Annotated in this window: 20 protein-coding genes; 10 read left to right on the forward strand and 10 right to left on the reverse strand. The window is 62.7% G+C overall.

Annotated elements, in window-relative coordinates; genetic code table 11:
- Nucleotides 1-50: 50 nt before the first annotated feature.
- Both V8192_RS12430 and V8192_RS12435 read left to right on the forward strand, forming a co-directional pair.
- On the forward strand, nt 51-377 hold the full coding sequence (locus V8192_RS12430) for a hypothetical protein (RefSeq protein ID WP_341633420.1): 327 nt from the start codon (nt 51-53) through the stop codon (nt 375-377).
- Between the two features lie 69 nt (nt 378-446).
- Entirely contained in the window at nt 447-824 is a 378-nt protein-coding gene (locus V8192_RS12435; RefSeq protein ID WP_341633421.1) for a response regulator, read from the forward strand.
- A gap of 13 nt (nt 825-837) precedes the next feature.
- On the opposite strand, the gene V8192_RS12440 is transcribed toward V8192_RS12435, so the two are convergent.
- The 5 genes from V8192_RS12440 to V8192_RS12460 all read right to left on the reverse strand — a co-directional run bounded on the left by V8192_RS12440 (nt 838) and on the right by V8192_RS12460 (nt 4,962).
- Nucleotides 838-1,926: an inorganic phosphate transporter gene (locus V8192_RS12440; RefSeq protein WP_341633422.1), complete on the reverse strand. Its 1,089-nt coding sequence runs from the start codon at nt 1,924-1,926 to the stop codon at nt 838-840.
- Between the two features lie 10 nt (nt 1,927-1,936).
- A complete protein-coding gene (locus V8192_RS12445) occupies nt 1,937-2,578 on the reverse strand; it encodes a DUF47 domain-containing protein (RefSeq protein WP_341633423.1) in 642 nt (213 codons plus the stop codon).
- A 96-nt stretch (nt 2,579-2,674) separates the two neighbouring features.
- Nucleotides 2,675-3,430, reverse strand: a complete 756-nt coding sequence (locus V8192_RS12450) for a class I SAM-dependent methyltransferase (RefSeq protein ID WP_341633424.1) — start codon at nt 3,428-3,430, stop codon at nt 2,675-2,677.
- A gap of 114 nt (nt 3,431-3,544) precedes the next feature.
- Nucleotides 3,545-4,021: an RNA pyrophosphohydrolase gene (locus V8192_RS12455; RefSeq protein WP_341633425.1), complete on the reverse strand. Its 477-nt coding sequence runs from the start codon at nt 4,019-4,021 to the stop codon at nt 3,545-3,547.
- Nucleotides 4,018-4,962 (reverse strand): alpha/beta hydrolase, encoded by a 945-nt coding sequence (locus V8192_RS12460; protein WP_341633426.1) that lies wholly within the window; start codon nt 4,960-4,962, stop codon nt 4,018-4,020. Before V8192_RS12460 ends, V8192_RS12455 begins: the two co-directional genes overlap by 4 nt.
- Before the next feature lie 156 nt (nt 4,963-5,118).
- On the opposite strand from V8192_RS12460, the gene V8192_RS12465 reads away from it, so the two are divergent.
- The 4 genes from V8192_RS12465 (at nt 5,119) to V8192_RS12480 (ending at nt 10,399) form a co-directional block, all read left to right on the forward strand.
- Complete coding sequence (locus V8192_RS12465; protein WP_341633821.1) at nt 5,119-7,008, forward strand: 2-oxoacid:acceptor oxidoreductase subunit alpha; 1,890 nt, start codon at nt 5,119-5,121, stop codon at nt 7,006-7,008.
- 129 nt (nt 7,009-7,137) lie between these two features.
- Entirely contained in the window at nt 7,138-8,148 is a 1,011-nt protein-coding gene (locus V8192_RS12470; RefSeq protein ID WP_341633427.1) for a 2-oxoacid:ferredoxin oxidoreductase subunit beta, read from the forward strand.
- Between the two features lie 66 nt (nt 8,149-8,214).
- Nucleotides 8,215-9,123 (forward strand): metal-dependent hydrolase, encoded by a 909-nt coding sequence (locus V8192_RS12475; RefSeq protein WP_341633428.1) that lies wholly within the window; start codon nt 8,215-8,217, stop codon nt 9,121-9,123.
- A 22-nt stretch (nt 9,124-9,145) separates the two neighbouring features.
- A complete protein-coding gene (locus tag V8192_RS12480; RefSeq protein WP_341633429.1) occupies nt 9,146-10,399 on the forward strand; it encodes a class I SAM-dependent methyltransferase in 1,254 nt (417 codons plus the stop codon).
- On the opposite strand, the gene V8192_RS12485 is transcribed toward V8192_RS12480, so the two are convergent.
- From V8192_RS12485 to msrA, 4 genes are all read right to left on the reverse strand, one after another.
- A complete protein-coding gene (locus V8192_RS12485; RefSeq protein ID WP_341633430.1) occupies nt 10,323-11,897 on the reverse strand; it encodes a 6-pyruvoyl-tetrahydropterin synthase-related protein in 1,575 nt (524 codons plus the stop codon). The two genes, V8192_RS12480 and V8192_RS12485, sit on opposite strands and share 77 nt — an antisense overlap.
- A gap of 361 nt (nt 11,898-12,258) precedes the next feature.
- Nucleotides 12,259-12,999, reverse strand: a complete 741-nt coding sequence (locus V8192_RS12490) for an SDR family NAD(P)-dependent oxidoreductase (protein WP_341633431.1) — start codon at nt 12,997-12,999, stop codon at nt 12,259-12,261.
- 18 nt (nt 13,000-13,017) lie between these two features.
- A complete protein-coding gene (gene purF / locus V8192_RS12495) occupies nt 13,018-14,505 on the reverse strand; it encodes an amidophosphoribosyltransferase (protein ID WP_341633432.1) in 1,488 nt (495 codons plus the stop codon).
- Between the two features lie 69 nt (nt 14,506-14,574).
- Nucleotides 14,575-15,171, reverse strand: a complete 597-nt coding sequence (gene msrA / locus V8192_RS12500; RefSeq protein WP_341633433.1) for a peptide-methionine (S)-S-oxide reductase MsrA — start codon at nt 15,169-15,171, stop codon at nt 14,575-14,577.
- 106 nt (nt 15,172-15,277) lie between these two features.
- Between msrA and V8192_RS12505 the strand changes: the two genes are divergently transcribed.
- The 4 genes from V8192_RS12505 (at nt 15,278) to V8192_RS12520 (ending at nt 20,077) form a co-directional block, all read left to right on the forward strand.
- Nucleotides 15,278-17,074 (forward strand): acyl-CoA dehydrogenase C-terminal domain-containing protein, encoded by a 1,797-nt coding sequence (locus V8192_RS12505; protein WP_341633434.1) that lies wholly within the window; start codon nt 15,278-15,280, stop codon nt 17,072-17,074.
- Between the two features lie 266 nt (nt 17,075-17,340).
- Nucleotides 17,341-17,868 (forward strand): DUF4402 domain-containing protein, encoded by a 528-nt coding sequence (locus V8192_RS12510; RefSeq protein ID WP_341633435.1) that lies wholly within the window; start codon nt 17,341-17,343, stop codon nt 17,866-17,868.
- A gap of 189 nt (nt 17,869-18,057) precedes the next feature.
- On the forward strand, nt 18,058-18,558 hold the full coding sequence (locus V8192_RS12515) for a hypothetical protein (protein ID WP_341633436.1): 501 nt from the start codon (nt 18,058-18,060) through the stop codon (nt 18,556-18,558).
- 184 nt (nt 18,559-18,742) lie between these two features.
- On the forward strand, nt 18,743-20,077 hold the full coding sequence (locus V8192_RS12520; RefSeq protein ID WP_341633437.1) for a L,D-transpeptidase family protein: 1,335 nt from the start codon (nt 18,743-18,745) through the stop codon (nt 20,075-20,077).
- Nucleotides 20,078-20,081: 4 nt separating this feature from the next.
- Here V8192_RS12520 and V8192_RS12525 read toward each other — a convergent pair whose 3' ends face one another.
- Entirely contained in the window at nt 20,082-22,772 is a 2,691-nt protein-coding gene (locus tag V8192_RS12525) for a putative bifunctional diguanylate cyclase/phosphodiesterase (RefSeq protein ID WP_341633438.1), read from the reverse strand.
- Between the last annotated feature and the right edge of the window lie 30 nt (nt 22,773-22,802).

Genomic DNA, 22,802 nt, shown 5'->3' on the forward strand with positions numbered 1-22,802 from the left:
CGAAAATTGGTATGAGGCCGCGACTTCCGGAGTCGCAAAAGGGGCGCCGAGTGAGCAAGGATAAGAAAAAAAAGAAGAAAAAGGACCGAAAGGACAAGGCCGACGGCTCCATTGCGACCGGTCTTAAGTCAATCACCGAGAACCCGCTCGTCGCCGACGTCGTTGCAGCGGCGCTCGTTGCAATGGCATCGGCGCTCAAGGATTCCGACAAGGCCCGCAAGATCGCGTCCCATGCGGGCGATCAGCTCGGAGAAATGACCAAGAGCGGTTCCGACAAGAGCAGTGCCATGTGGCAGCTGGCGCTTGAAGTCGGGCGCAGGACCCTCGAGACTCTCTCCGGCGAAGAAGCCGAGAGGGTGCGCGGCAAGGTCAAGTGACACCGACCGCTGTTGACTCCTTTTGAGGCGCTCTCCACTCCTCGTGCCTCCAACGTAGGTGAACGGCAAATGGCTCCGAGTCGGCCCGCTGCACTGATCGTCGAAGACCAGCCGTTTGTTGGTCTTGTCGCGTCCGACATCTTGCGAGAGTCAGGTTTCCAGACCTTCCACGCTTATGACGCTCGAGGCGCGGAGCAGCTTCTTGAAGAGCATCCGGAAATCGAAGTGGTCGTCACGGATGCAGACCTTCATGGACCGATGGACGGGATCGAGCTCTGCCGCCGGGTGTCCCGCGAACGGCCCCACGTGCAACTGGTGGTGACCTCGGCCGGCCGGGAGCTTGCAGGAACTGCCGTTCCCCAGGGCGCCCGAACGTTGCGAAAGCCCTATGCAAGCGGCGAACTTCGAACCCTGGTCGCGAGCAAGGCGCTCCTCGCCGACGCCTGACAAGGCGCTGGCCTCAGGACTGCACGCGCCAGGCCTTCGCCGAATATGCAATAAAGGCGATGACCGCGAGTGCGACCAACACGCGCACGAAGAAGCCGCTGATCAGCCAGTAGAACATCGCGGCGACCATCGCTGATGCAGGGATCGTGATGATCCAGGCGATTGCGACGTCTCCGGCAAGTCCCCAACGAACGGCCGATGCCCTACGCGCGGTGCCCGCCCCGATCACGCAGCCGGCGATGGTGTGCGTCGTCGATACCGGAATCCCAAGGTATGAGGCGGCAAAGAGCATGATCGAGCCGCCGAGCGACGCCGAAAACCCCTGGTGCTGCGACAATTTGGTGATGCGCGTGCCCATCGTCTCGATGATCCGCCAGCCGCCGGTAAGCGTACCGATGCCCATCGCGATATAGCAGCTCAAAGCAACCCAATTGGGTACAGCGAACTCGCCGCGCAGATAGCCGGTCGAATACAGAAGGACCGTGATGACGCCCATGGTCTTCTGGGCATCGTTAAGCCCATGGCCGAGTGAATAGGCGCCGGCCGAGATGAGGTGCAGACCGCGGAACGTGCTCTCGGCCCCCCTCGCGCTCGCCCTCGCGCCGAGCCAGCTTGTGACAAGCATGATGAACATGGTGAGCATGAGCCCAAGGATCGGCGACAGCACGATCGCGATGAGGGTCTTGTTTAGGCCCACCCACTGGATGCTCGGGAAGCCCGCATGTGCCACTCCTGCACCGATGATGCCGCCAACGAGGGCATGGCTCGAAGACGAGGGAAGTCCCTTCACCCAGGTGACGATGTTCCAGAACATCGCTCCGACGAGCGCTCCGAACACGACTGCGGGAGTTACGAGATCCTTGTTGATCAGCCCCTTCCCGATGGTGTCCGCGACGTTGTGGAGGGCAGGCCACTTCAGCGCCAGAAAATAGGCTGCGAAGTTGAAGAAGGCGGCAAACCCGACGGCGGCGACAGGACTGATGAGGCGAGTGCCGACGACTGTTGCAATCGAGTTTGCGGCATCGTGGAGGCCATTGAGAACATCGAACGCAAGCGCGACAATGATGAGGCCGATCAGCAGCGGAAGGGCGAGCTGGTGCACGCTCGGGTCCTCAGGCGTGATCGACTACGATGTCGTCGATCTCGTTCGCCACGTCCTCGAACGCGTCCATGATCCTTTCGAGGTGCTGGTAAATTTCGCTCGTGATGATGAACTGCATGGGTTCTTTCCCGTGCAGCTGGAACGCGCGCTTCAGACCCGTTTCATGAACCCCGTCGACCTGGCCCTCGAGGCGTACGACTTTTTCCGTGATACTGTGGATCTGAGCACCGTTGCGGCTGATGTTGCGCAGTAGCGGAATGGCCTTGGCAGTAAGGTCGGCGGCTTCGGCGATCATTCGCGTCATCTGCTTCATCTCGGGCTCGAATGTCTCGAGTTCGTAGAGGTCGATCGCGCGGGCGGTGCTCTGCATCTCGTCGATCGTGTCGTCCATCGATCCGATCAGCGAAGTGATCGCCCCGCGGTCGAACGGTGTCAGAAATGTCTGCCGGACGGCGCGCAGCACCTGGCGGATGATGTCATCGGCCTCGTGCTCGCGCCGATCGATTTCCCGGATCTGTTCCTTGGACGGCGGACGGCCGTCGACCAGCTCGGTCATTGCAGTCGCCGCGGCAACGAGCGTTGCCGCATGAGCCTCGAACATCCCGAAGAAATCGCCCGTCTTCGGAAGAAGCCGCTGAAACCAGTTGAACATGCTTGTCCCCGTTGCCGGGAGCCCGCTTAAAGAAGGCTCCGCGACAGGGCAACCAAGGCCGGCTCGAAAGAGGCTCCTTCCCGGAAAAAGCAGAGCTTACGCCCCGGGCTTCACGAACCTTAGCGCGTACTGGTCGGTGTGCCCGCGAATCGCGGGATCGAAGATCGGCTTGGTGTGATCGTCGGCGGGCCGATGAAGGAAATTGCCCTCCGCGGCGAGCCTGAATCCGGCCGAGGTGACTTCGCGGATCACGTCATCGCGATTGATCCGGTGCATCCTTGCAATCTCGGGCTCGGTCATACCGGCAGGCCCCTGGTGATCGAGGATGAAAAACGTCCCGCCGGGCTTTAGCGCCGCATACACCGCGCGGTCGAAGGCGAGGGTGTCGACAGTCCCGTATTTCGCGATCTTGAGGTCATGGTAGTTTTGCGTGACCCAGGCGAGATCGAGCGGTTTTGGAAAGCTTACCGTCCCAAAGGGTTTCACCTCGAGCGAGACGTTCTTCCATTTCCCTTCGGCAAGCATCGCCTTGTCGTCGTTGACTGAGTCGTTCCAACCGGCATTCTCGATCGCGTAGACGTGGCCCGAGGGCCCGACGACATCGCTTAGCATGCGCGTGAAATAGCCGCCGCCCGGATAGAATTCGCCTACGGTCATTCCGGGTTTCACCCCGGAAAAAGCGAGGGTCTCGGCAGGCATGCGAAGCGGATCGGCGGCCCTGAATGCCGCCGGCCGCGCCGTATCCGATACCGCCTTCTCGATGATCTTCCCGATGCTGGGCGGGGGCGCCTGGCGCGAACAGGCCGAGACAATGGCGAGGGCCGTGAGGGTCAGGAAAGCGATGCGCCGCATGCGGGGGGCCTCCACAAGATCGATCCCGGCGCCTGTTTAGACGATCGCTGGTCTCTCGAAACTGTCTTTCGACCGACAGCGGCGCTCCGACTGCGGGAAGCAGCAAGCGCGTTTTTAAAGGTGGATCGCAAATTCCTCGAGCAGATTGCGATAGAGGTCGCGTTTGAAGGGCACGATGAGGTCGGGAAGCCGGCCTGGCTCGACCCACTTCCATTCGCGGAACTCGGGATGCTTGGTCTTGATGTTGATGTCGCTGTCGCGCCCGAGGAAGCGGGCGAGATACCAATCCTGGTCCTGCCCCATGTACTGGCCGCCCCAAAGCTTGCCGCGGAGCTCGTCGGGTAGATCGTATTTCATGCGCTTCGGGCAATCGGCGATGCGCTCGACGAGGTGCGGCGGGATTCCGGTCTCCTCCTCTAGTTCTCGAAGGCCGGCGAACCAGGGATCGTGCTCCCCCGGGTCGATCCCGCCCTGCGGCATCTGCCAGGCTTCGTCCGTATTATCGATCCGGGCACCCACGAATACCTTGCCCGCCGCATTGAGCAGCATGACGCCTACGCCGCGCCGATAGCCCTTTTTGTCGGCGCTCATCGGGTCTGCTCCATCCACGCTTTCAGATAGCTGAGGCATCGGGTGAAATCCTTTTGTGCGGACGGGATGGCTTTGCGCAGATTGAGGAAACCGTGAACGGTTCCCTCGACCTCGAGATAGACGGTCTCCACCCCCGCTTCGGCGCACCGTGCAGCATAGGCGCGGCCCTGGTCACGGATGGGATCGAGACCGGCTGTCACAACGAAGGTTCTGGGAAGGCCGGCGACCCCTGCAAGAAGGGGGCTGTAGCGCCAGTCCTCGCTCGGCCCTGCATAGCTCTCCTCGAACCAGTCCATGCTCTCCTTGGTAAGGAGGTGTCCGGCGCAGAACTGGTCATAGCTTGGATAGCGGACCTTCGGATCGGCTGCGGGATAGATCAGCCACTGTCCCGCGACGGGGACCTTTGAAGGCTGGTCGCGAAGCGCTGCAGCGACAACAGCCGCAAGATTGCCCCCCGCGCTGTCGCCCGCGAGGAAAAGGCTGGTCGCGGCCCGCCCAATTTCTGGCGGCGAGCCTGCAATCCAGCGGGCTGCGGCGATGCTGTCCTCGGCGGCTGCGGGAAAGGGATGCTCGGGCGCGCGCCGGTAATCGAGGGCCACGACGGGGACATCCAGCTCAAGGGCAAGCTCGATGCAGAATGGCTCGTGGGTCTCGAGGTCTCCAAGCACCCACCCGCCGCCATGGATGAACATGAGCACTGGACCAGGACCGCGTTCGCCCCGCGCATCATAGAGCCTGAGACCGATCCGGCCCTGGTGCCCTGGAGCTTCGAGATCGCGGACCACTTCGATCGGTCTGGCAGGAGGCTCGAAGGCATGACGCGAGGCAATCATCATCTTGCGGGCTGCCTCAGCCCCTATCTCGTGGCCCTTGGGCCGATCAAGGCCCTCAAGATAGTCGAGGAACTGCCGCACGTCGGGCCGGATGAACGCGTTGTCCATGGCGGTGTCATTTGCGGGGAGTGAAGCCTTGATGCAATCCGCCTGGCGACTTCATGGCTCAACCCGCATGCCAGGATGAGAATAGGTAGCGAAGCTCGCCTCAGGAGCCTAAAGGTGACCTCCACGTCAAAACTCGCGTTTGTGAAGGACCAGCTCGTGGCGACAGCCACCCATCTCCTCACTGAAAAGGAAGCCGCGGCGCGTCCGCCGGTTGAAGCGGTCGTCGTCCGTTTCGCCGGCGATTCCGGCGACGGTATGCAGCTCACCGGCGGCCAGTTCACCCTCTCGACCGCGCTTGCCGGGAACGATCTTGCGACCTTCCCCGATTTTCCGGCCGAGATCCGTGCTCCCCAGGGCACGACCTTCGGAGTCTCGGCCTTCCAGATCAATTTCGGTTCGACCGCGATCGAAACGGCGGGGGACCAGCCAGACGTATTGATCGCGATGAACCCCGCCGCGCTGAAGGTGAACGCAGAGGCGCTTCGCGAGGGCGGCCTCATCATTGCCGATGAGGGCGAGTTTACCGCACGCAACCTCGCGAAGGCCGGATACGAGCAAAATCCGCTCGAGGACGACAGCCTTGGTAAGTGGCAGGTGGTCCATTTCAACATTTCGCAGCTTACGCTTGATGCCGTGAAGCCCTTCGGCCTTGGCAACAAGGAAGCGCTCCGCTGCAAGAACATGTGGACGCTTGGCCTCGCGCTCTGGATGTTCGACCGCGATCGCAAGCCGATCGTCGACTGGCTCAAGCAGAAGTTCGCCAAAGCGCCAGAACTTGCAGAGGCGAACATTGCGGCACTGAATGCCGGCCATGCCTATGGCGAAACCATCGAGATGGGTGCGCCCTTCAAGCAGCACCACATTGCCGCAGCGCCCGCGGAGCCGGGGCTCTATCGCACGGTCACGGGTGCCGAAGCGCTCGCGCTCGGACTTGTCGCGGGCTGCCAGCTCGCCGGCTTGCAGATGTTTTTCGGTTCCTACCCGATTACTCCTGCAAGTCCGCTCCTCCATCACCTGGCGAGGCTCAAGGAATTCGGAATCACGACCTTCCAGGCGGAGGACGAGATCGCTGCCATCTGCGCCGCCATTGGGGCGAGCTACGCGGGACAGCTCGGCATCACCTCGTCCTCTGGGCCTGGCGTTGCTCTCAAGACCGAGGCGATCGGCCTTGCAATCATGACCGAGCTGCCACTGGTCGTCGTCAATTCGCAGCGCGGCGGGCCCTCGACGGGCCTTCCGACCAAGACCGAGCAGTCGGATCTCTACCAGGCGGTTTACGGGCGAAACGCCGATTCGCCATTGCCGGTGATTGCCGCGCGCTCGCCTGCGGACGCCTTCGACTGCGCGATCGAGGCCTGCCGAATTGCCACCCGTTACATGACGCCGCTGATGCTTCTGACGGACGGCTATATCGCCAACGCCGCCGAGCCGTGGCGAGTACCGGACATGGGCAATTACGAGCCGTTTCCAGTGAAATATTTCGATACGCCGCCGGCCGAAGGCGAGGGGGTGATGCCCTACGCACGCAACGAGGAACTCGCGCGGCCATGGATCAAGCCCGGCACGCCCGGGCTCGAGCACCGCATCGGAGGCATCGAGAAGGCTCCCGGGACGGGCAACATCGATTATTCGCCGGCCGTCCACCAGAAGATGACCGACACGAGGTGGAACAAGGTGGCCGGGATCGCGAACAATATTCCCGATCAGGAGATTTGCGCCGGCCGCGAAGGCGCCGAGCTTGCGGTCGTCGGCTGGGGCTCGACCTTCGGGCCCATCCACCAGGCCGTGAGAAGGGCACTCGCCAGCGGACGTGATGTCGCCCATGTCCATGTCCGCCACATCTGGCCCATGCCAGGCAACATGTCGGCCCTGCTCAAGAGCTTCAAACATGTCCTCGTTCCCGAGATGAACATGGGCCAGTTCAAGACCGTGCTTCGGGACCAGTTTCTGATCGACGCGCAGTCCCTGACCAAAGTCTCGGGCCATCCGTTCCGCATTGCCGAGATCGAGGCCGCGATTGACGCGATCCTTCGTTCAGGAGGCTGAGAATGGCTGTATCGCGTCTAATCGAACGAGAGCTGCGGACTGAGGCGCCATGAGGCCCCTCAATGTCTGGCCAATGGTCCTTCTGCTGATCGCCATTGTCTTACTCGTAATCTGGTTGAGGCCCCACTGATGAACGAAGTGACGACCATCACCACCGCCAAGGACTGGGCAAGCGACCAGGAAGTGCGCTGGTGCCCGGGGTGCGGGGACTATGCGGTGCTGAAAGCCGTTCAGCGCACGATGCCCGATCTTGGCGTCGCCCGCGAAAAGACCGTCTTCGTCTCCGGGATCGGCTGCTCGAGCCGCTTTCCTTATTACATGTCGAGCTACGGTTTTCACACGATCCACGGGCGGGCCGCGGCGGTCGCGACCGGGGTCAAGCTCGCCAACCCCGAGCTGGATGTCTGGATCATCACCGGCGACGGCGATGCCCTGTCCATTGGCGGCAATCACACGATGCATGTGCTGCGTCGCAACCTCGACTGTCAGATCCTCCTGTTCAACAACGAGATTTACGGACTGACCAAGGGCCAATATTCTCCCACCAGCAGGGTTGGTACGAGAAGCCCATCGACCCCGTTCGGCTCGGTCGACCGACCCGTCACTCCGTGCATGTTTGCATTGGGCTCAGGCGCACGCTTCATCGCTCGCGGCATCGACGTCCACAAGAACCTGCCCGATGTTCTCAAGGCTGCGCACGCGCACAAGGGCGCAAGCTTCGTCGAGATCTACCAGAACTGCGTCGTCTATAACGACGATGTTTTCGCAGGGTTCACCGAGCGCGACGTTGCCGCTGAGAAACAGCTCTGGCTCAAGCCGGGCGAGCGGATGCTCTTTGCCGGGGGTGCCAAGGGGATCGCGCTCGACGTCGATCGGCTGTGCCTCAAGATCGTTGCTGGCGATGATCCCTCGGTGATCATCCACGAGCCCAGGAACAAGGGCATTGCCGCGATGCTGATCGAGATGCCCGATAGCTTCCCCGTCGCCCTTGGAGTGATTTACGAGGATCCGGCTCCGACGTTTGAAAGCGCAGTCATCGAACAGAACAAGGCCGTTGCCGCCGGCAAGGCTCCGGACCTCCAGGCGCTGGTCAGCAAGGGCCAGACCTGGATGGTCGAAAAGGAGCCGCGCCAGCTTTGAGCCTTCGTTTTCGGCACGATCGCCACCGGCCTGGCCACCCTGGCTCGTAAGGGACAGCCCTAGAAATTGGACAATCTCACCCACAGCCTGGTGGGCGCCGTCCTCGGGCGCATGGGCCTAAAGCGCCTGACGCCGCGCGCAATGCCGGCACTCATCATCTCGGCAAACCTCCCGGACATCGACAGCTGGATCGCGCGCCCGCTCGGCCTCTCGCCGCGTACCTTCCATCGCGGCTTTACTCACGGAGTTGGCGGGCTCGTCGTGATGCCGCTCGTTGCAGCGGCAGTCATCCTTTTGTGGGACAGGCTTCGCCCTGGAAGGGAAGGGGCAGTGAAGCCCCTGGGGCTTCTCCTGGCCTGTTTCATCGGGGTTCTGAGCCACCCGCTCCTCGACCTCATGAACACCTACGGGGTGCGCCTGCTCGAGCCCTTCTCGCATCGCTGGTACTACGGAGACACGCTCTTCATCGTTGATCCATGGATCTGGATCGCCTTGATCCTGGGGCTGGAGTTCTCTTGGCGCGCGGAACGGCTCGGCCGGAACTGGACCAGGCCCGCGGCATATGCCTTCACCGCGGTGCTCGCCTACATCGGTCTCAATGCCGTCATTTCGGCAGGGGCAGTCGCGGCCGCGCGGCCGCTCGTTCAGCAGGTTGGACAGCCGCGCATGATCGTCGCGGGAGAGGTTCCGCTGACATTCTGGAAGCGCCAGGTGATGTGGCGGACCGACAAGCTTGCCGGCACCGCCGAGTTCGTGCCCTTTTCCGGTGCGAGCCTCGATCCCAGGATCCTTCCGCTCAATTTCGATGACCCGCGGCTCTTGCCGGCTGCGCGCACCGACCCGGACGTGTGCAACTTCCTTTTCTGGTCGCGCATGCCGCTGGTGATCGAACTGGACGGCCGCGCCTACCTCAGCGACCAGCGTTTTCCGGCGCTCCGGCGCACCACCTTCATGGTCCCGCTCGACAAGCGGTAAATGAATTCATAACTGGCGCGACATGAGCACGCGCGGCGAACATCTGGTTCGCGCCGACCGCGGTTTCGCGACCGGCGGCGGCGCGCTTGCGCGCCTGACTGCTCCAGCCTTCTCCAAGGTTCTCGACCAGATCGACCGCCAGCTCGCCTGCGGCTGCATCGAGACTCGGTTGCCTGACGGCTCGATGCGCCGCCTCGGCTCGGACACGAGCGGTCCCAAGGCAGTGGTCCGACTCTCGAGCTGGCTTGCGCTCGTGCGGCTTGCAACGTCCGGTTCGGTGGGCTGGTACAAGGCTTGGACGCTCGGCGAATGGTCCAGTCCCGACCCGGTCGGGGTGTTCGAGCTCTTTTCCGCCAATGCTGTTGCACTGGGCGACATTGGACGTGCCAAGGGCCCGTTCCGCTGGATCAACGCGCTTGCGCATCGCCTGCGCGACAACGCGCCCGGGAAGGCGAGGCAGAACATCGCGGCGCATTATGATCTTGGGAACGACTTCTATGGTGCGTGGCTCGACGCGACGATGACCTATTCGTCCGCGCGCTTCGATACTCCCGGCGAAAGTCTCGAGACCGCGCAGCTCAACAAGATCGCCGCATTGCTCGACCGGCTCGATCTCAAGCCCGGGCAGAGGCTGCTAGAGATCGGATGCGGCTGGGGCACGCTTGCGATCGAGGCCGCCAGGCGGGGCGCGCACGTCGTGGGCCTCACCCTCTCGCGCGAGCAAAAGGAGTGGGCCGATCGCAAGATTGCCGAAGCTGGTCTTGAAGAGCGTATCGAGATCCGTCTCCAGGATTATCGCGAGACGGACGAGCAATTCGACGCCCTCGCATCGGTTGAGATGGTCGAGGCCGTCGGGCGGCGCTGGTGGGGCACCTATCTCGACAGCATCGCCCGCAACCTTCGTGCAGGGGGCCGGGCAGCCCTTCAATTCATCTCGATCGATCACCGGCTTTTCGAGCGGTATGCAAAGAACGCCGATTTCATCCAGACCTACATCTTTCCCGGCGGACTTCTGCTCGACGAGCAACAATTCGAGACCCTGGCGAGCGAACGCGGACTGAGCTGGACGGACCGGGAGAGTCTTCGTCTCGACTATGCCGAGACGCTGAGGCGCTGGCGCGACAGCTACAATGAGGCGGTCTCGAACGGAGCGCTCAGGGGTTTTGAAGAGCCCTTCCACAATCTCTGGCGCTACTACCTCATGTATTGTGAAGGCGGCTTTCGCGGCGGCGCGATCGACGTTGCCCAAGTGACCATGGCAAAAGCGACAGGCTGATAAGAAGGAAGGCCGCGAAACTGACGACAGCGCCGATGCGCTCGGGCATCGTCGGCACGAGCTTGCGGGCGCACTCGCGTCCCTCATAGGCAAGAAGCTGCGTTCTTGGATCCGGGAACGTCGAGACCCGCCTTGAGCCGCAATGCACTTCCCATGAAGGAAAATAGAAGACCGCCTCGCGGGTGATCCTGCCGTCGAACTGCGCGCTGCGATGCCGGGCGCCAATCTCGAGCGCCCATTTGGAAGGCCAGCTGTAAGGCCGTTTCCCGGGCGGAAGATTTTCAGGAACGTCCGGATGGACTGCGCGCATCACGCGGTCCCCGAAATTGGCGCTGTCCGGCTTCGCGGCGATGATGAACCCGGCCATCAACAGGAACGAGACCCAGATCATCAGCCAGGGCACGCGGTTTCTTGCTCCGAGCGCGGCCGCGGTGACGAAGGCGAGCTCGGCGATGGGCAGCAGGCGGAAGGGAAACTGGACTGAGCGCAGGAACGGAAATTCCCAGATGATGGGCAGGATCCCAACCCCGATCGCAAGGCATAGGACGGCCCAGACTGCCCATGGCGAGCGCTCGCGAATGATGAGGCCGACGCTCGGCACTGCAAGCGCGACGCCGACCAGGAGGACTGCTCGATAGGTCTGGTCAGACCAGGCTTCGGCGCTCCACAGGTTCCATGTCGAAGGCTGGAGATAGTGCAGCGTCCAGAGGTCGGCGCTGCTGCGATAAGGTTCGAGTAGAACTGCTGGAACGAGATAGATTGCCGAAGCGGCAAGCCCCAGTGCGAATGCTGCTCCGATGCGCAGCAGGCTCATGGGCGATTTCCAGGCTTTCACCAGCACATAGGGCGAAAAGAGGAACAGCGAGGCGAGAAGCGCGAGCGGCAGGTGGCTCATGACGAGCGCCGCGTAGGCGAGTGCTGCAAGGGCGGCGCCGCCCCGCTTTTCTTCGAGCATTCTGCGGATGCCGATGAGAACGAGCGGTACGAAGCCCGTTGCAAGAAATTCGGCGATTGCGCCTCGCTGGTAGAAGTTGAACAGCTGATAGGGTGCGACCATGAACAGCAGTGCAGCTGGAAGCGCCGCCCGGCTTTGCGGCCTCAGCCAGAAATAGACGCTGATGCCTGACAGCAACGAAGCCGCGGCAAAGGCTGCAATAAGGGCGGAGAAGGTGCTGAAGCCCGCGAGCGCGAAGCCGGAGCCGAGATAGAAGGCGAGCGGCGGATAGTAATAGAAGACGGGCGAGCCGAGCCCGTCGTGGGATAGCGGCAGCCATCTTGGGTAGAGCGTGCCCTTGCCGAGCTCGCGTGCGAATTGCTCGAGCCACACGAGGTCGATCCAGAAGCTGTCGTTGAGGCGGACTGGTCCGAGCGCTGCAGGAAGTGCGAGAGCTGCCGCCACGAGGAGCAGCGCTCCAAGAGCGAGCAATGTGTGCTGCCTCTCCCGAGGGAGACCGCCGTCAGCGCCGATCCGGTTTTGCCCAATCCACTCGACCGACATGACCACTCCCCGGACAGTTCGCGCGGGAATGACATGCTTTGGTTGAGATTGAGTTTACCAAATGGGGCCCGAGGCGCAGCAGCATCCCTCAGGAGAAAGTCGGGTGAGCTCTACCCGGCGCGAAGCTTGGAAGGGCTCACCCGTGCTCGGCACAGGGGCAACGTTGCGCCGAGCAATCCGTTTACACGTGAGCGCCCCGACCCGGCGCCTAGACCCAACAACAAGACAGGATCGGCACGAACATTTCAGTTCGCCCATCCCAAATGCGTCAAACCGTTACGCTGCCATAGGCATTGCATGCGAGTCGGGCAACGCCCGTTTAACGAAAAATGAAGCGCGCCGACTTGCCGTGCAGATACGGTCAGGCCTGGGCCGGGGAAGGCGCAGCGGGCTCGTCGATCCGCATCTTCCCGGCGTCAGCCTTGGTCTCAAGGCGCTCGACGATCGCTCGGGCGACCGCCTCGGGCGGCTTGACCCGCTCGGGCTCCTCTCCGGGGAAGGCGAGCGCGCGCATGCGCGTGCGTGTGGCCCCGGGATCCACCACGTGGACCCGGACCCGTTTCATGTGCGCGGTCTCGTCGGCATAGGCTCCAAGCAGCGTTTCGAGCGCTGCTTTTGACGAGCCATAGGCTCCCCAGAAGGCGCGTGGCTCAGCACCTACGGACGAGGTGAGAGCAACCACGTCTGCCTCGTCGGCCCGCTTCAACAGCGGGTCGAACGCTGCAATGAGCGCCTGGTTCGCAAGGAGGTTCAGGCTCAGGATGCGCGTATATTCCTTGGGATCGATGTCCTGGACCGGAGTCAGGGATCCGAGCATCGCGGCGTTGAGGACGAGGATGTCGAGCTTCTTCCAGCGCTCCAGAACGGCAGCTGCGAGCTTTCCGATGCTCTCTCCCTGGGTGAGGTCGAGCGGGGCGATTGTCGCAGTGCCCCGCGCCCGGTGGATACGGTCTTCAACCTCTTCGAGAGCCGAAACGGTTCGGGCGACGAGAATTACGTGCGCGCCGGCAGCGGCCAGCGCTTCAGCAGTGGCGGCACCAATCCCGCGGCTTGCCCCGGTCACAAGCGCGAGGCGTCCCGCGAAGGGTTTCGAATCAGTCATTGGGCCGCCTCTAGCGGCTTAGCGGCTCGCGACCAAAGAGAGCGGCGCGCCGTCTTCCTTTTCCCCCACGTCGGTAAGGCTGGTTGGATAGGCGCCGGTAAAGCAGGCGTCGCAGCGCTGCGGCTGCGCTGCATCGCGCTCCTGGCCGAGCGCGCGATACAGTCCCTCGATCGAGATGAACGCGAGGCTGTCGGCGTTGATGTAATCGCGCATCTGCTCGACGCTCATCTGGGCTGCCAGCAGCTTGGCTCGCTCGGGAGTGTCGACGCCGTAAAAGCAGCTGTGCCGGGTAGGCGGGGAAGCGATGCGCATGTGAACTTCGCGCGCGCCGGCGTCGCGCATCATCTGGACGAGCTTCACGCTCGTCGTGCCGCGGACGATCGAATCGTCGATCAACACGATGGTCCTGCCATCGATCAGGGCCGAATTTGCGTTGTGCTTGAGCTTGACGCCCTGCAGCCGGACGTCCTGGCTCGGCTGGATGAAGGTGCGCCCGACATAATGTGAACGGATTATTCCAAGTTCGAATGGAATTCCGCTTTCCTGCGCAAAGCCGATTGCCGCGGGCACGCCGCTGTCGGGAACCGGGACTACATAGTCGGCCTCGACCGGCGCTTCACGGGCGAGCTCGGCGCCGATGTTCTTTCGGACTTCGTAGACCGAAACGCCCTCGGCAATGCTGTCCGGCCGCGAGAAATAGACGTGCTCGAAGATGCAGGGCCGCGGCGCGACCTTCTCGAAGGGCCGGAAGGAACGGATGCCGCCGTCGTTGACCAGAATCAGCTCGCCGGGTTCGACGTCGCGCAGAAAGCTCGCGCCGATGACATCGAGTGCCACCGTCTCGGACGCAAAGATGGTCGCCTCGCCAAGCTTGCCCATGACGAGCGGACGAATACCCAGCGGATCGCGGCATGCGATCAGGCCTTCATCGGTCAGCACCACGAGGGAATAGGCACCTTCGACCTGCTTGAGGGCGTCCGTCAGGCGGTCCAGCATGTTGCCGCGATCGGACGTTGCAACGAGGTGGATGATGACTTCGGTGTCGCTGGTGGACTGGAAGATGGAACCGCGGCGATTGAGAGTCCGCCGCAGCTTCATAGCATTGGAAAGATTCCCGTTGTGGGCGACCGCAAAGCCTCCCTCGGCGAGCTCGGCGAACAAGGGCTGGACATTGCGGAGCGCGGTTTCGCCGGTCGTCGAATAGCGCACGTGACCGATGCCAGCCCGCCCGGCGAGGCGCCGGATGATGTCGTCGCGATCGAAATTTCCGGCGACATGCCCCATCGCGCGGTGCGAATGGAAATGCTTGCCGTCGAAGCTGGTGATTCCGGCAGCCTCCTGGCCGCGATGCTGAAGCGTGTGAAGGCCAAGGGCGACGAAGCTGGCTGCATTGTCTGCACCCCAGATGCCAAAGATGCCGCACTCCTCGCGCAGCTTGTCATCGTCGAACGGATTCGTCGTCAGCACAGGATCCCCCGAGCACGGTCGCTGTAACTTGCGCGTCATATAGGTGAGGGGTTTGCCTTTGTCGCCCCCGGCCTGAATATTCCGTGAAATCTTAACCGTTTAGCGGGCCTAGGCCTTGTAAAGTGCGGGAAATTTCCGGTGGAGGGCAGCGACTTTGGGCCGGTCGTTGACCACGATGTAGGGGAAATATGGGTGTTTCCTCGCAAAGCCCTGGTGATAGGCTTCCGCCGGATAGAAGCTTCCGCTCTCGATCCTCGTCACAATAGGCGCCTTGTAGACATGAGCTGCACCAAGCCGCGCAATGAAGGCCCGGGCGAAGCGATCCTGATCCGACGATTGCGGGAAGATGGCGGAGCGGTAGCTGTGACCGACATCGGGCCCCTGGCGGTCGACCTGCGTCGGGTCATGCGCGACGGTGAAATAGATCTGGAGAAGCTGGGCGTAGCTGACTTGTGAAGGATCATAGGTGATCTTCACCGCCTCGGCGTGTCCCGTACCTTCCGAACTGACTTTCTCGTAACTGGCGTCCTTGGCGCCGCCCCCGGCATAGCCCGAGACGACGTCACTTACCCCCTTCACGTGCTCGAACACGCTTTCCATTCCCCAGAAGCAGCCTCCCGCAAGAACAGCAGTGTCACTTCTTGGAGCGGCATTGGCAGGAGCAGCCGCGAGCGCGGATGCAATCAGCAGCTTGGCAAGCTTCATCAAGGTTCCTTCCGGACGGAAATCTAATGTGGGGCGCCCGACATTTACAGATGCTGGACGGGACGCTGCGCTCGCGGCTAGGACAGTACTGACACGGAGGTAAGCAATGCCGACCTATTCTGCGCCGGTGCGTGACACCCGCTTCGTCCTCGAGAATGTCCTCGATATCGGGCGCTATTCGAACCTGCCTGGCTTTGCCAACGCGACACCGGACCTGATCGAAGCAATCCTCGAGGAAGCCGGGCGTTTCTGTGCAGAGGTGCTCCAGCCGCTCAATCGCATCGGCGACGAGGCGGGATGCAAGCGCTCGGATGACGGTTCAGTAACGACGCCGCCCGGCTTCAAGCATGCCTGGGACCAGTTCTGCAAAGCAGGCTGGCCGACCCTCACCGTGCCCGAGGAATATGGCGGCCAGGGCCTTCCGCAGGTGATCGGCACCGCGGTCAGCGAATATATCCTGTCGGCCAACCACAGCTTCGAAATGTACCAGGGGCTGACGTCGGGCGCGATCGCTTCCCTGCTGGTCAAGGGGTCGGACGAGCTGAAGCAGCGCTACGTCCCCAACATGGCGACCGGCAAGTGGACCGGCACCATGAATCTCACCGAGCCGCATTGCGGTACCGACCTTGGCCTGTTGAAGACCCGCGCCGAGGAAAATCCGGACGGCAGTTATTCGATCACCGGCACCAAGATATTCATCTCGTCGGGCGAGCATGATCTGTCGGAGAACATCATCCACCTGGTGCTCGCCAAGCGGACGGGCGCGCCCGATAACGTCAAGGGCATTTCACTGTTCGTCGTTCCCAAGTTCCTCGTTAACGAGGACGGCTCGATCGGCGCCCGCAATCCGCTCGTCTGCGGCGCCCTCGAGAAGAAAATGGGCATCCACGGCAATGCGACCTGCGTGATGAACTACGACGGCGCGAAAGGCTGGCTCGTCGGCGAACCCGAAAAAGGGCTCCAGGCGATGTTCATCATGATGAATGCGGCGCGCCTTGGCGTCGGTCTCCAGGGCGTCGCCCAGGGTGAGGTCGCCTACCAAAATGCTGCTTCCTACGCACGCGACCGGCGACAAGGCCGGGCGCTTAGCGAACATGAGCGCGACACTGAGGCCAAGGCCGACCCGATCATCGTCCATCCCGACGTTCGGCGGATGCTGATGGAGTCTCGCGCGTGGAACGAGGCGGGCCGGGCGCTGGTTCTGTGGGGAGCGCTGCAGGTCGACCTGATGCGCCGCTCGCCCGACGAGGCTGAGCGGCAGCAGGCCGACGATCTGCTCGGGCTCATCACGCCGGTCATCAAGGGCTATCTGACCGACAAGGGCTTTGCAGCCGCGGTCAATGCGCAGCAGGTGCTGGGCGGCCACGGCTACATCCGCGAACACGGCATGGAACAGTTCGTGCGCGATGCGCGCATCACCCAGATCTATGAAGGCACGAACGGGATCCAGGCGATGGACCTCGTCGGACGCAAGCTCCCACGCGAGGGCGGCCGGGCCGTGCGCAGCTTCTTCGCACTGGTCGGGGGCGACATCGCCGAGGCCAAGCGGGCCGGCGATCCCGGGGGCATCGCCGCGGCGCTCGAACCTGCACTTCAGGACCTCCAGGCAGCAACGATGTGGCTTGCACAGAATGCTCCTGCCGATCCGGACAATGCCGGCGCTGGCGCCTATCCTTACATGGACCTGATGGGCCTGGTCGCGCTTGGCTGGATGTGGCTCAAGATGGCGGCAGCCTCGAGCCGCGCGCTCGAGAATGGCGCCCAGGACAGACCGTTCCACGAGGCCAAGCTCACGACCGCGCGTTTTTACGCGCAGCGTGAGCTACCTCTGTCGGTTTCATTGAAAAGGAAGATCGAAGCGGGCGCCGAGACGCTGATGCAGATGCCGGCCGAAGTCTTCTAGGAGCCTCGCGAAAGCGGCGGTTTCCAGTTGAAGCGGGAGCCTTAGCGGCCCGTTTACGATCAATGACTTGGCCTATGCGAGTGAGTTAACACCGCGGTCACCGAGAGAGGGCCGGCCGGGGAAGAGCGCCTGGCTGCCCCTGCAGCGCGAGGCGCTTGCTGATTGACGCACAAGGTAAATTTTCCGGCAACCACAAGCTTTCAACGAACGTGAAGGGGGCTCGAGGCATTTGGGCCGCCTCGATGTTTTAAAAGTGGGGAATCAAGATGCGTTTGAATGTCTGCCTAGCGGCGCTTGCCGCGACTCTCGTGGCCTCGCCGGCGCTCGCCCAGCAGGCTCCCACCGCTTCGGACACGGCTTCGGCTGCAGCTCGCGGCGTTGTTCTCCAAACTCATCAGCTGGTGAAGGACAAGGACCTCGATTTCGGCGTCGTCACCGTCGATGCGCAGGGTGGCACAGTGTCGATCTCGGCCGATGCGACCGGCTCGCGCAGCACGACACTCGGCGTCACTGCCCTGTCGGGAACCTACCAGGCCGCGAAGTTTCTTGGCGAGGCTGCTCCCTCGGAAACCGTTCAGCTGACCCTTACGCCGCCGGCAACGGGCGTCGTGACCAGCACCAATGGCGTGGACACGATCCCAGTCAGCCTGCAGCTCGACGCCGGAGGTGCTACGCGCCAGACGAACGTTTCGGGCCAGTTCACCGTCTATGTCGGCGGCACCTTCACGCTGGCTCCCAACCAGCCTGCCGGCGTCTATTCCGAGAATTTCGACGTCAAGGCCGACTATCAATAAGTCCAGGTCGGCAGGAAAAGCGGGCGGCCCCGGGGTTTTTGCTTCGGGGCCGCCTTTCTTTTGAGATATTTAGCCGCGGTTCAGATTACCACGACGACTCGAACGGCTGCTACGATGAACGCCGATCCGCTGTGCGGTCCCAAGCGTTTTACCGGCACGACTCCAACGCAGAGACGGAGGAAATGAGTCATGTCGATGGTGAACAAGATGATTGGCCTCGGTGCCGGCTTCGCCGCATTGGCGGCCGCGGCGCCCGCTGCGGGCCAATATTATGGCGAGGTGCAGCCCTATGGCTATGCCCAGCCCTATGGCTACGCGCAGTCCTATGGCTATGCCCACCCCTATGGCTATGGCGTCAATACCAACCTGGCGGCTTCGCAATGCTCGGCCGCCGTCCAGAACCGCCTTTATAACCGAAGCAGCATCGGCGGAATCCTGGGTGCAGTCCTTGGCACCAACACGAGCGGCCGGGTGGTCTCGGTGACGCAGGTCAGCCCGCGCGCCAACGGTCTCATCCGCGTGCGCGGTCTTGCAAGCAGCGGTCGCTTTGCCTCCAACGGCTACGGTCCGTACGGCGTCGGCGCGTATGGTGCGCTGGGTTACGGCTATGCCAGTGCAGCTGACCTGAGCTTCCGCTGCGACGTTGCGCCGAATGGCGCCGTCTACAGCGTAAGCATCAACCGCCGCTAAACGGACGGCAATCTGAAACAGGAAGGGCGCCGGGCCACCCCCGGCGCCCTTTTTCTTGAGCGCATTCGGTCCTTTCCCGGTTCAGCTGAGGGTCAGCGCTTTTCCTTTTAAAACCCATGCTGCATTTGTGCGTTCATGGCGCTGCAGCGCTGCTCGAGCGCAATTGAGGGATGAAAAAGCACTGATGGGTAAATTGATGCGCGGCCGGATGCCGCTCGGCCGGATCCTTGGGGCTGGAACTTTGCTGGTGGTGCTCGGCCTGGGCTTGCCGGCGGTGCTCCCGCTCGCGCCCGCAAACGGCGCGCAGGCTCCGGCATTCGACGCCGAAATTGCCGATTTCTACCGTTCGCGAAGCGGCGCGCCTCTGTGGTTTGCTCCAACGGCCCGAGATGCCGCTCCGCAGCTCGTCCAGCTGCTCGCCAGTGCGCAAGCGGATCGTCTCAACCCGCGGCGTTACAATGTCCGAGGACTTGCGAGCGCAGTCGCTTCGGCTCGTACGGGAGACCCGGCAGCGGTCCAGCGCGCGGAGGCGATGCTGAGCGCCGCCTTCGTAACCTATGCGCGCGACATGAAGCATGATCCTGGAGTGGGCATCATCTATGTCGACCCGGAACTGAAGCCCGAGCCCCCCTCGGCGATGGAATTGCTGACAGCCGCCGCCCGCGCTCCTTCGCTCAGCGATTATGTGCAGCAGATGGGGTGGATGAACCCGATCTACGCCAAGCTGAGGCAGGCGCTCGCAAGCCGCATCTACAGCAATCAGGCGCAATACAGGCTTCTCTCGCTCAACCTCGAGCGTGCGCGGGCACTGCCCTCTGGTGGCGGCCGCTACGTGATCGTCAATCCTCCAGCGGCTCGCCTGTACATGTACGAGAACGGCCAGGTCGTGGATTCCATGCGGGTCGTCGCCGGGCGTCCCGATCCGATTGCGCAGACGCCTATGATGAACGCCTTCATCCGCTTCGAGGCGCTTAATCCCTACTGGAATGCGCCGCCGGACATCGCAGCGCGCAAGCTTGCCCCGAATGTCCTGAAGCGCGGGCGCGCCTATCTCAACGAAAAGGGTTATGAGATTGTCGACCAGTTCGGCGACAATGCGCATGTCCTCAATCCGATGTCGGTCGACTGGAATGGTGTGGTCGGGGGCCGCGTTCAGGTCCGCATGCGACAGAAGCCGGGACCGGCCAATTCCATGGGCCGAATGAAGTTCATGTTCCCGAACCAGCAAGGGATCTGGCTCCACGACACTCCGGAGAAGGAAAAGATCGAGGACGCAGCGCGGCTCGAGAGCAATGGCTGCGTCCGTCTCGAGGATGCTCCCCGCTTTGCCCGCTGGCTGTTCAACGGCCGGGCGCCGAGCCCCAAAGGAGCTCGTCCCGAGCAGAAGGTCAATCTGCCCTCGCCGGTGCCGCTCTACATCACCTACCTGACGGCGGTGCCGAGCGGGACTTCCATCGTCTATTTCGACGATTTCTACGGGAAGGACCGGGCGCAGGCGCGGCAGTTCGCCGGCCGGTAGGAGCTCAGCTCGCTTCGCGCCGGCCCGTATGCCACGGGCTGGTGACCGCCGGCTGGCCCTTTTTCTCCTTGGTCGGCGCGAGGCGCCCAAGGTCGAAGTGCCCGGCGAACTGGATTCCGAAATTGCCGGTTTGCGCCCAGCGGACGAGGCCGTGAACGGGCCCGACCCCGACGATGTCGATGGTGAGTTCATCGCCGGGCGCAACGGGCTTGGAGCAGTCGACGAGTGCTCCCATCGAGGAAATGTTACGCAGCCTCAGCTCGACCGTCTGACCGCCGATGGACGCAAGTGCGCGGCGCATGAGCCGGTGGCGAGGTTCGCGGATGCACGCAAAGCCCGCCGCTTCCATGGTCGTGCTGTTGGCAATCTTGCGAGATGTTTCGGCAGGCTCGGGCTTACCGAATATGTATCCCTGGACCATGCTGACACCGAGCTCGCGGATGAGCTGGAGATCATCGTGGGTCTCCACGCCCTCGGCGCAGGTATCCATGCCGAGCGTTTCGGCGAGGGTGACGATTGCACGGATAATGGCTGCATTGCGGTTGGTAGCGCTTGTCGATGCAGCGCCGCGCACAAAACTCTGGTCGATCTTGATCTTGTCGAAGGGCGCCTTCTTCAGATAGCCGAGCGATGAGTAGCCAGTGCCGAAATCGTCCAGCGCAAGCCGGACTCCCAGCTCTTTCAGTCTCGCGAAGGTCTCGTCGGTTGATTCGCCTTCGGCGAGAAATACGCCTTCGGTGATTTCCAGTTCGAGCCGGCTTGCGCGGACGCCCGTCTCGCGCAGGTGACCTGCGACCATTTTCACGACGCCCGGATCGTTGAACTGGAGCGGCGAGAGGTTCACTGCGACGCGCACCTGGTCGGGCCAGTTCGCTGCCTCTTCAAGAGCGGTCCTTAATACCCATTCGCCGATCTTGCCGACGATGCCGGCTTCCTCGGCCAACGGAATGAACTTGGCGGGCGAGATCGCGCCGCGTGTCGGATGCTGCCAGCGCACAAGGGCTTCGAAGCCCGAGATTTCCTCGGCCGCCGTGCGGACGATCGGCTGGTAATGGACGGACAGTTCGCCGCGCTCGATGGCCTGGCGAAGATCGTTCTCGAGCACTTGCCGCTCGGCAGCTTCGCTGTGCATCGAAGGCTCGTACAGCCGGTGTTTGCCGCGCCCCGCCGCCTTGGCTGCGTAAAGTGCAAGGTCTGCGTTCCGGACCATGGCGTCGGCGCTGGCGCGGCCCGGATCACCGATGACAATCCCGACCGAGGCGCCAATCGTGACCTTGTATCCCTCGATCATGTAGGGCCGCGACACTTGCTCGATCAACGTTCGTGCAAGCGATTCGAGGAGACCCAGTTCGACGGCGCCTGGCAGGACCGCCTGGAACTCGTCGCCGCCAAGACGGCCGACCTGGCCGTGATTGCCCATCACCGACTTCAGCCTTTCGGCCACCTGGCGAAGGAGCGCATCGCCCACGGGATGGCCGAGCGTATCATTGACGTTCTTGAACCGGTCGAGGTCGATCATGAAGAGCGCGCAGCCCTTCTTGCGGTGCGCTGCGTTGCGAAGCGCTTCATCAAGCGTCTGACGCATCATTGCGCGGTTCGGAAGAGCGGTCAGCGAATCGAACCGCGCAAGACGTGAAATCTCGCGCTCGGACTTGCGCTGCTCGGTAAGATCGGTGCCGATCCCGCGAAAGCCAAGGAAACGTCCGCGCTCGTCGAAGATCGGATTTCCCGACAGGGACCAATGGACATCCTCTTCGCTCGCCGGGCTGACGACCACGTCGGAGAAGGGAAAGCGTGCCGAAAGGTGGAAGCCCAGAGTCTTGCGCTCCTCGAGCGATTCCGATGCCTGGTCGACCGAAAGGAGGTCGGTGAACTGGCGGCCGAGCAACGCTTCGGGCTCGCACTGGAAATCGTCGGCAAGCTGGCGCGATACGTAGGAGAGGGTTCCGAGCGAGTCCGTTTCCCAGAACCAGCCGCGGCCGCTGTTCTCGAATTCATCGACGAAGTTGAGCGCTTTCTTGGCCTGACTCTCGAGCGCAAGGCGAGTTCGTCCCGCAAATAGCGACTTTTGCGTGATGAGCACGCTGTAGGCGATCATCAGAACCGACATCCACTCGATTGCGAACGAGGCGTCGGAGTTGCTCGAAAAGAGGAAGGTCGTGATGAAGGCGACCGCCGTATTGACCAGTGCAAGCGGCGGGGAGGAAACGGCAACGATCGACCTCAGGAAGAAACCGGAAGCCATCGCCACGGTGACGAAGGTCGGATCGGCAAGCCGACCCGATCCTGCAGCAAAGCAGGCAACAGCCCACAACATACCGGTGACTGCAAGATAGCCGCACATGAGACGTGAGACGGTGTGCGGTGCCAGCTGCAGTCGCCGCCACATGGCCATGGTGATGCCTGCCGCGCTGTCGAGCGCGAGGGAGAAAACCAGCGGCACGAGAGCTCCTGCGAGCGCTCCGCCGCCGGCTTCGGCAGGCGCTTCCACAAACAGGCTGATCGCCAGTGCAAGGTGGCCGCTCAGGAGCAGCCACGGCGCATACATCCAGCTCGCGAGACGCCGCTCACCAAGGGCGAAATTGGCGCTCTCGATGTGGTCGACCACGTCGAACAGCAGCGCCTCGCGCACGGACGCGCGCGCAGGCGTATTGAGCTCGACTGCCGGCGGTCTGCCGAACAAGGTCCGACGCATTGAGTTTCCACCAAGAGGACCGCGCGTCGC

This window comes from Sphingomonas agri (genome assembly GCF_038148795.1).
Classification (GTDB): Bacteria; Pseudomonadota; Alphaproteobacteria; order Sphingomonadales; family Sphingomonadaceae; genus Sphingomicrobium; species Sphingomicrobium agri.

What these genes read in the sequence shown, in the direction of transcription:
- V8192_RS12435 (WP_341633421.1), top strand. Translation starts at nt 447, where the DNA reads ATGGCTCCGAGTCGGCCCGCTGCACTGATCGTCGAAGACCAGCCGTTT.
- V8192_RS12445 (WP_341633423.1), bottom strand. Translation starts at nt 2,578, where the DNA reads ATGTTCAACTGGTTTCAGCGGCTTCTTCCGAAGACGGGCGATTTCTTC.
- V8192_RS12450 (WP_341633424.1), bottom strand. Translation starts at nt 3,430, where the DNA reads ATGCGGCGCATCGCTTTCCTGACCCTCACGGCCCTCGCCATTGTCTCG.
- V8192_RS12455 (WP_341633425.1), bottom strand. Translation starts at nt 4,021, where the DNA reads ATGAGCGCCGACAAAAAGGGCTATCGGCGCGGCGTAGGCGTCATGCTG.
- V8192_RS12460 (WP_341633426.1), bottom strand. Translation starts at nt 4,962, where the DNA reads ATGGACAACGCGTTCATCCGGCCCGACGTGCGGCAGTTCCTCGACTAT.
- V8192_RS12470 (WP_341633427.1), top strand. Translation starts at nt 7,138, where the DNA reads ATGAACGAAGTGACGACCATCACCACCGCCAAGGACTGGGCAAGCGAC.
- V8192_RS12480 (WP_341633429.1), top strand. Translation starts at nt 9,146, where the DNA reads ATGAGCACGCGCGGCGAACATCTGGTTCGCGCCGACCGCGGTTTCGCG.
- V8192_RS12485 (WP_341633430.1), bottom strand. Translation starts at nt 11,897, where the DNA reads ATGTCGGTCGAGTGGATTGGGCAAAACCGGATCGGCGCTGACGGCGGT.
- V8192_RS12490 (WP_341633431.1), bottom strand. Translation starts at nt 12,999, where the DNA reads ATGACTGATTCGAAACCCTTCGCGGGACGCCTCGCGCTTGTGACCGGG.
- purF (WP_341633432.1), bottom strand. Translation starts at nt 14,505, where the DNA reads ATGACGCGCAAGTTACAGCGACCGTGCTCGGGGGATCCTGTGCTGACG.
- msrA (WP_341633433.1), bottom strand. Translation starts at nt 15,171, where the DNA reads ATGAAGCTTGCCAAGCTGCTGATTGCATCCGCGCTCGCGGCTGCTCCT.
- V8192_RS12505 (WP_341633434.1), top strand. Translation starts at nt 15,278, where the DNA reads ATGCCGACCTATTCTGCGCCGGTGCGTGACACCCGCTTCGTCCTCGAG.
- V8192_RS12510 (WP_341633435.1), top strand. Translation starts at nt 17,341, where the DNA reads ATGCGTTTGAATGTCTGCCTAGCGGCGCTTGCCGCGACTCTCGTGGCC.
- V8192_RS12515 (WP_341633436.1), top strand. Translation starts at nt 18,058, where the DNA reads ATGTCGATGGTGAACAAGATGATTGGCCTCGGTGCCGGCTTCGCCGCA.
- V8192_RS12520 (WP_341633437.1), top strand. Translation starts at nt 18,743, where the DNA reads ATGGGTAAATTGATGCGCGGCCGGATGCCGCTCGGCCGGATCCTTGGG.
- V8192_RS12525 (WP_341633438.1), bottom strand. Translation starts at nt 22,772, where the DNA reads ATGCGTCGGACCTTGTTCGGCAGACCGCCGGCAGTCGAGCTCAATACG.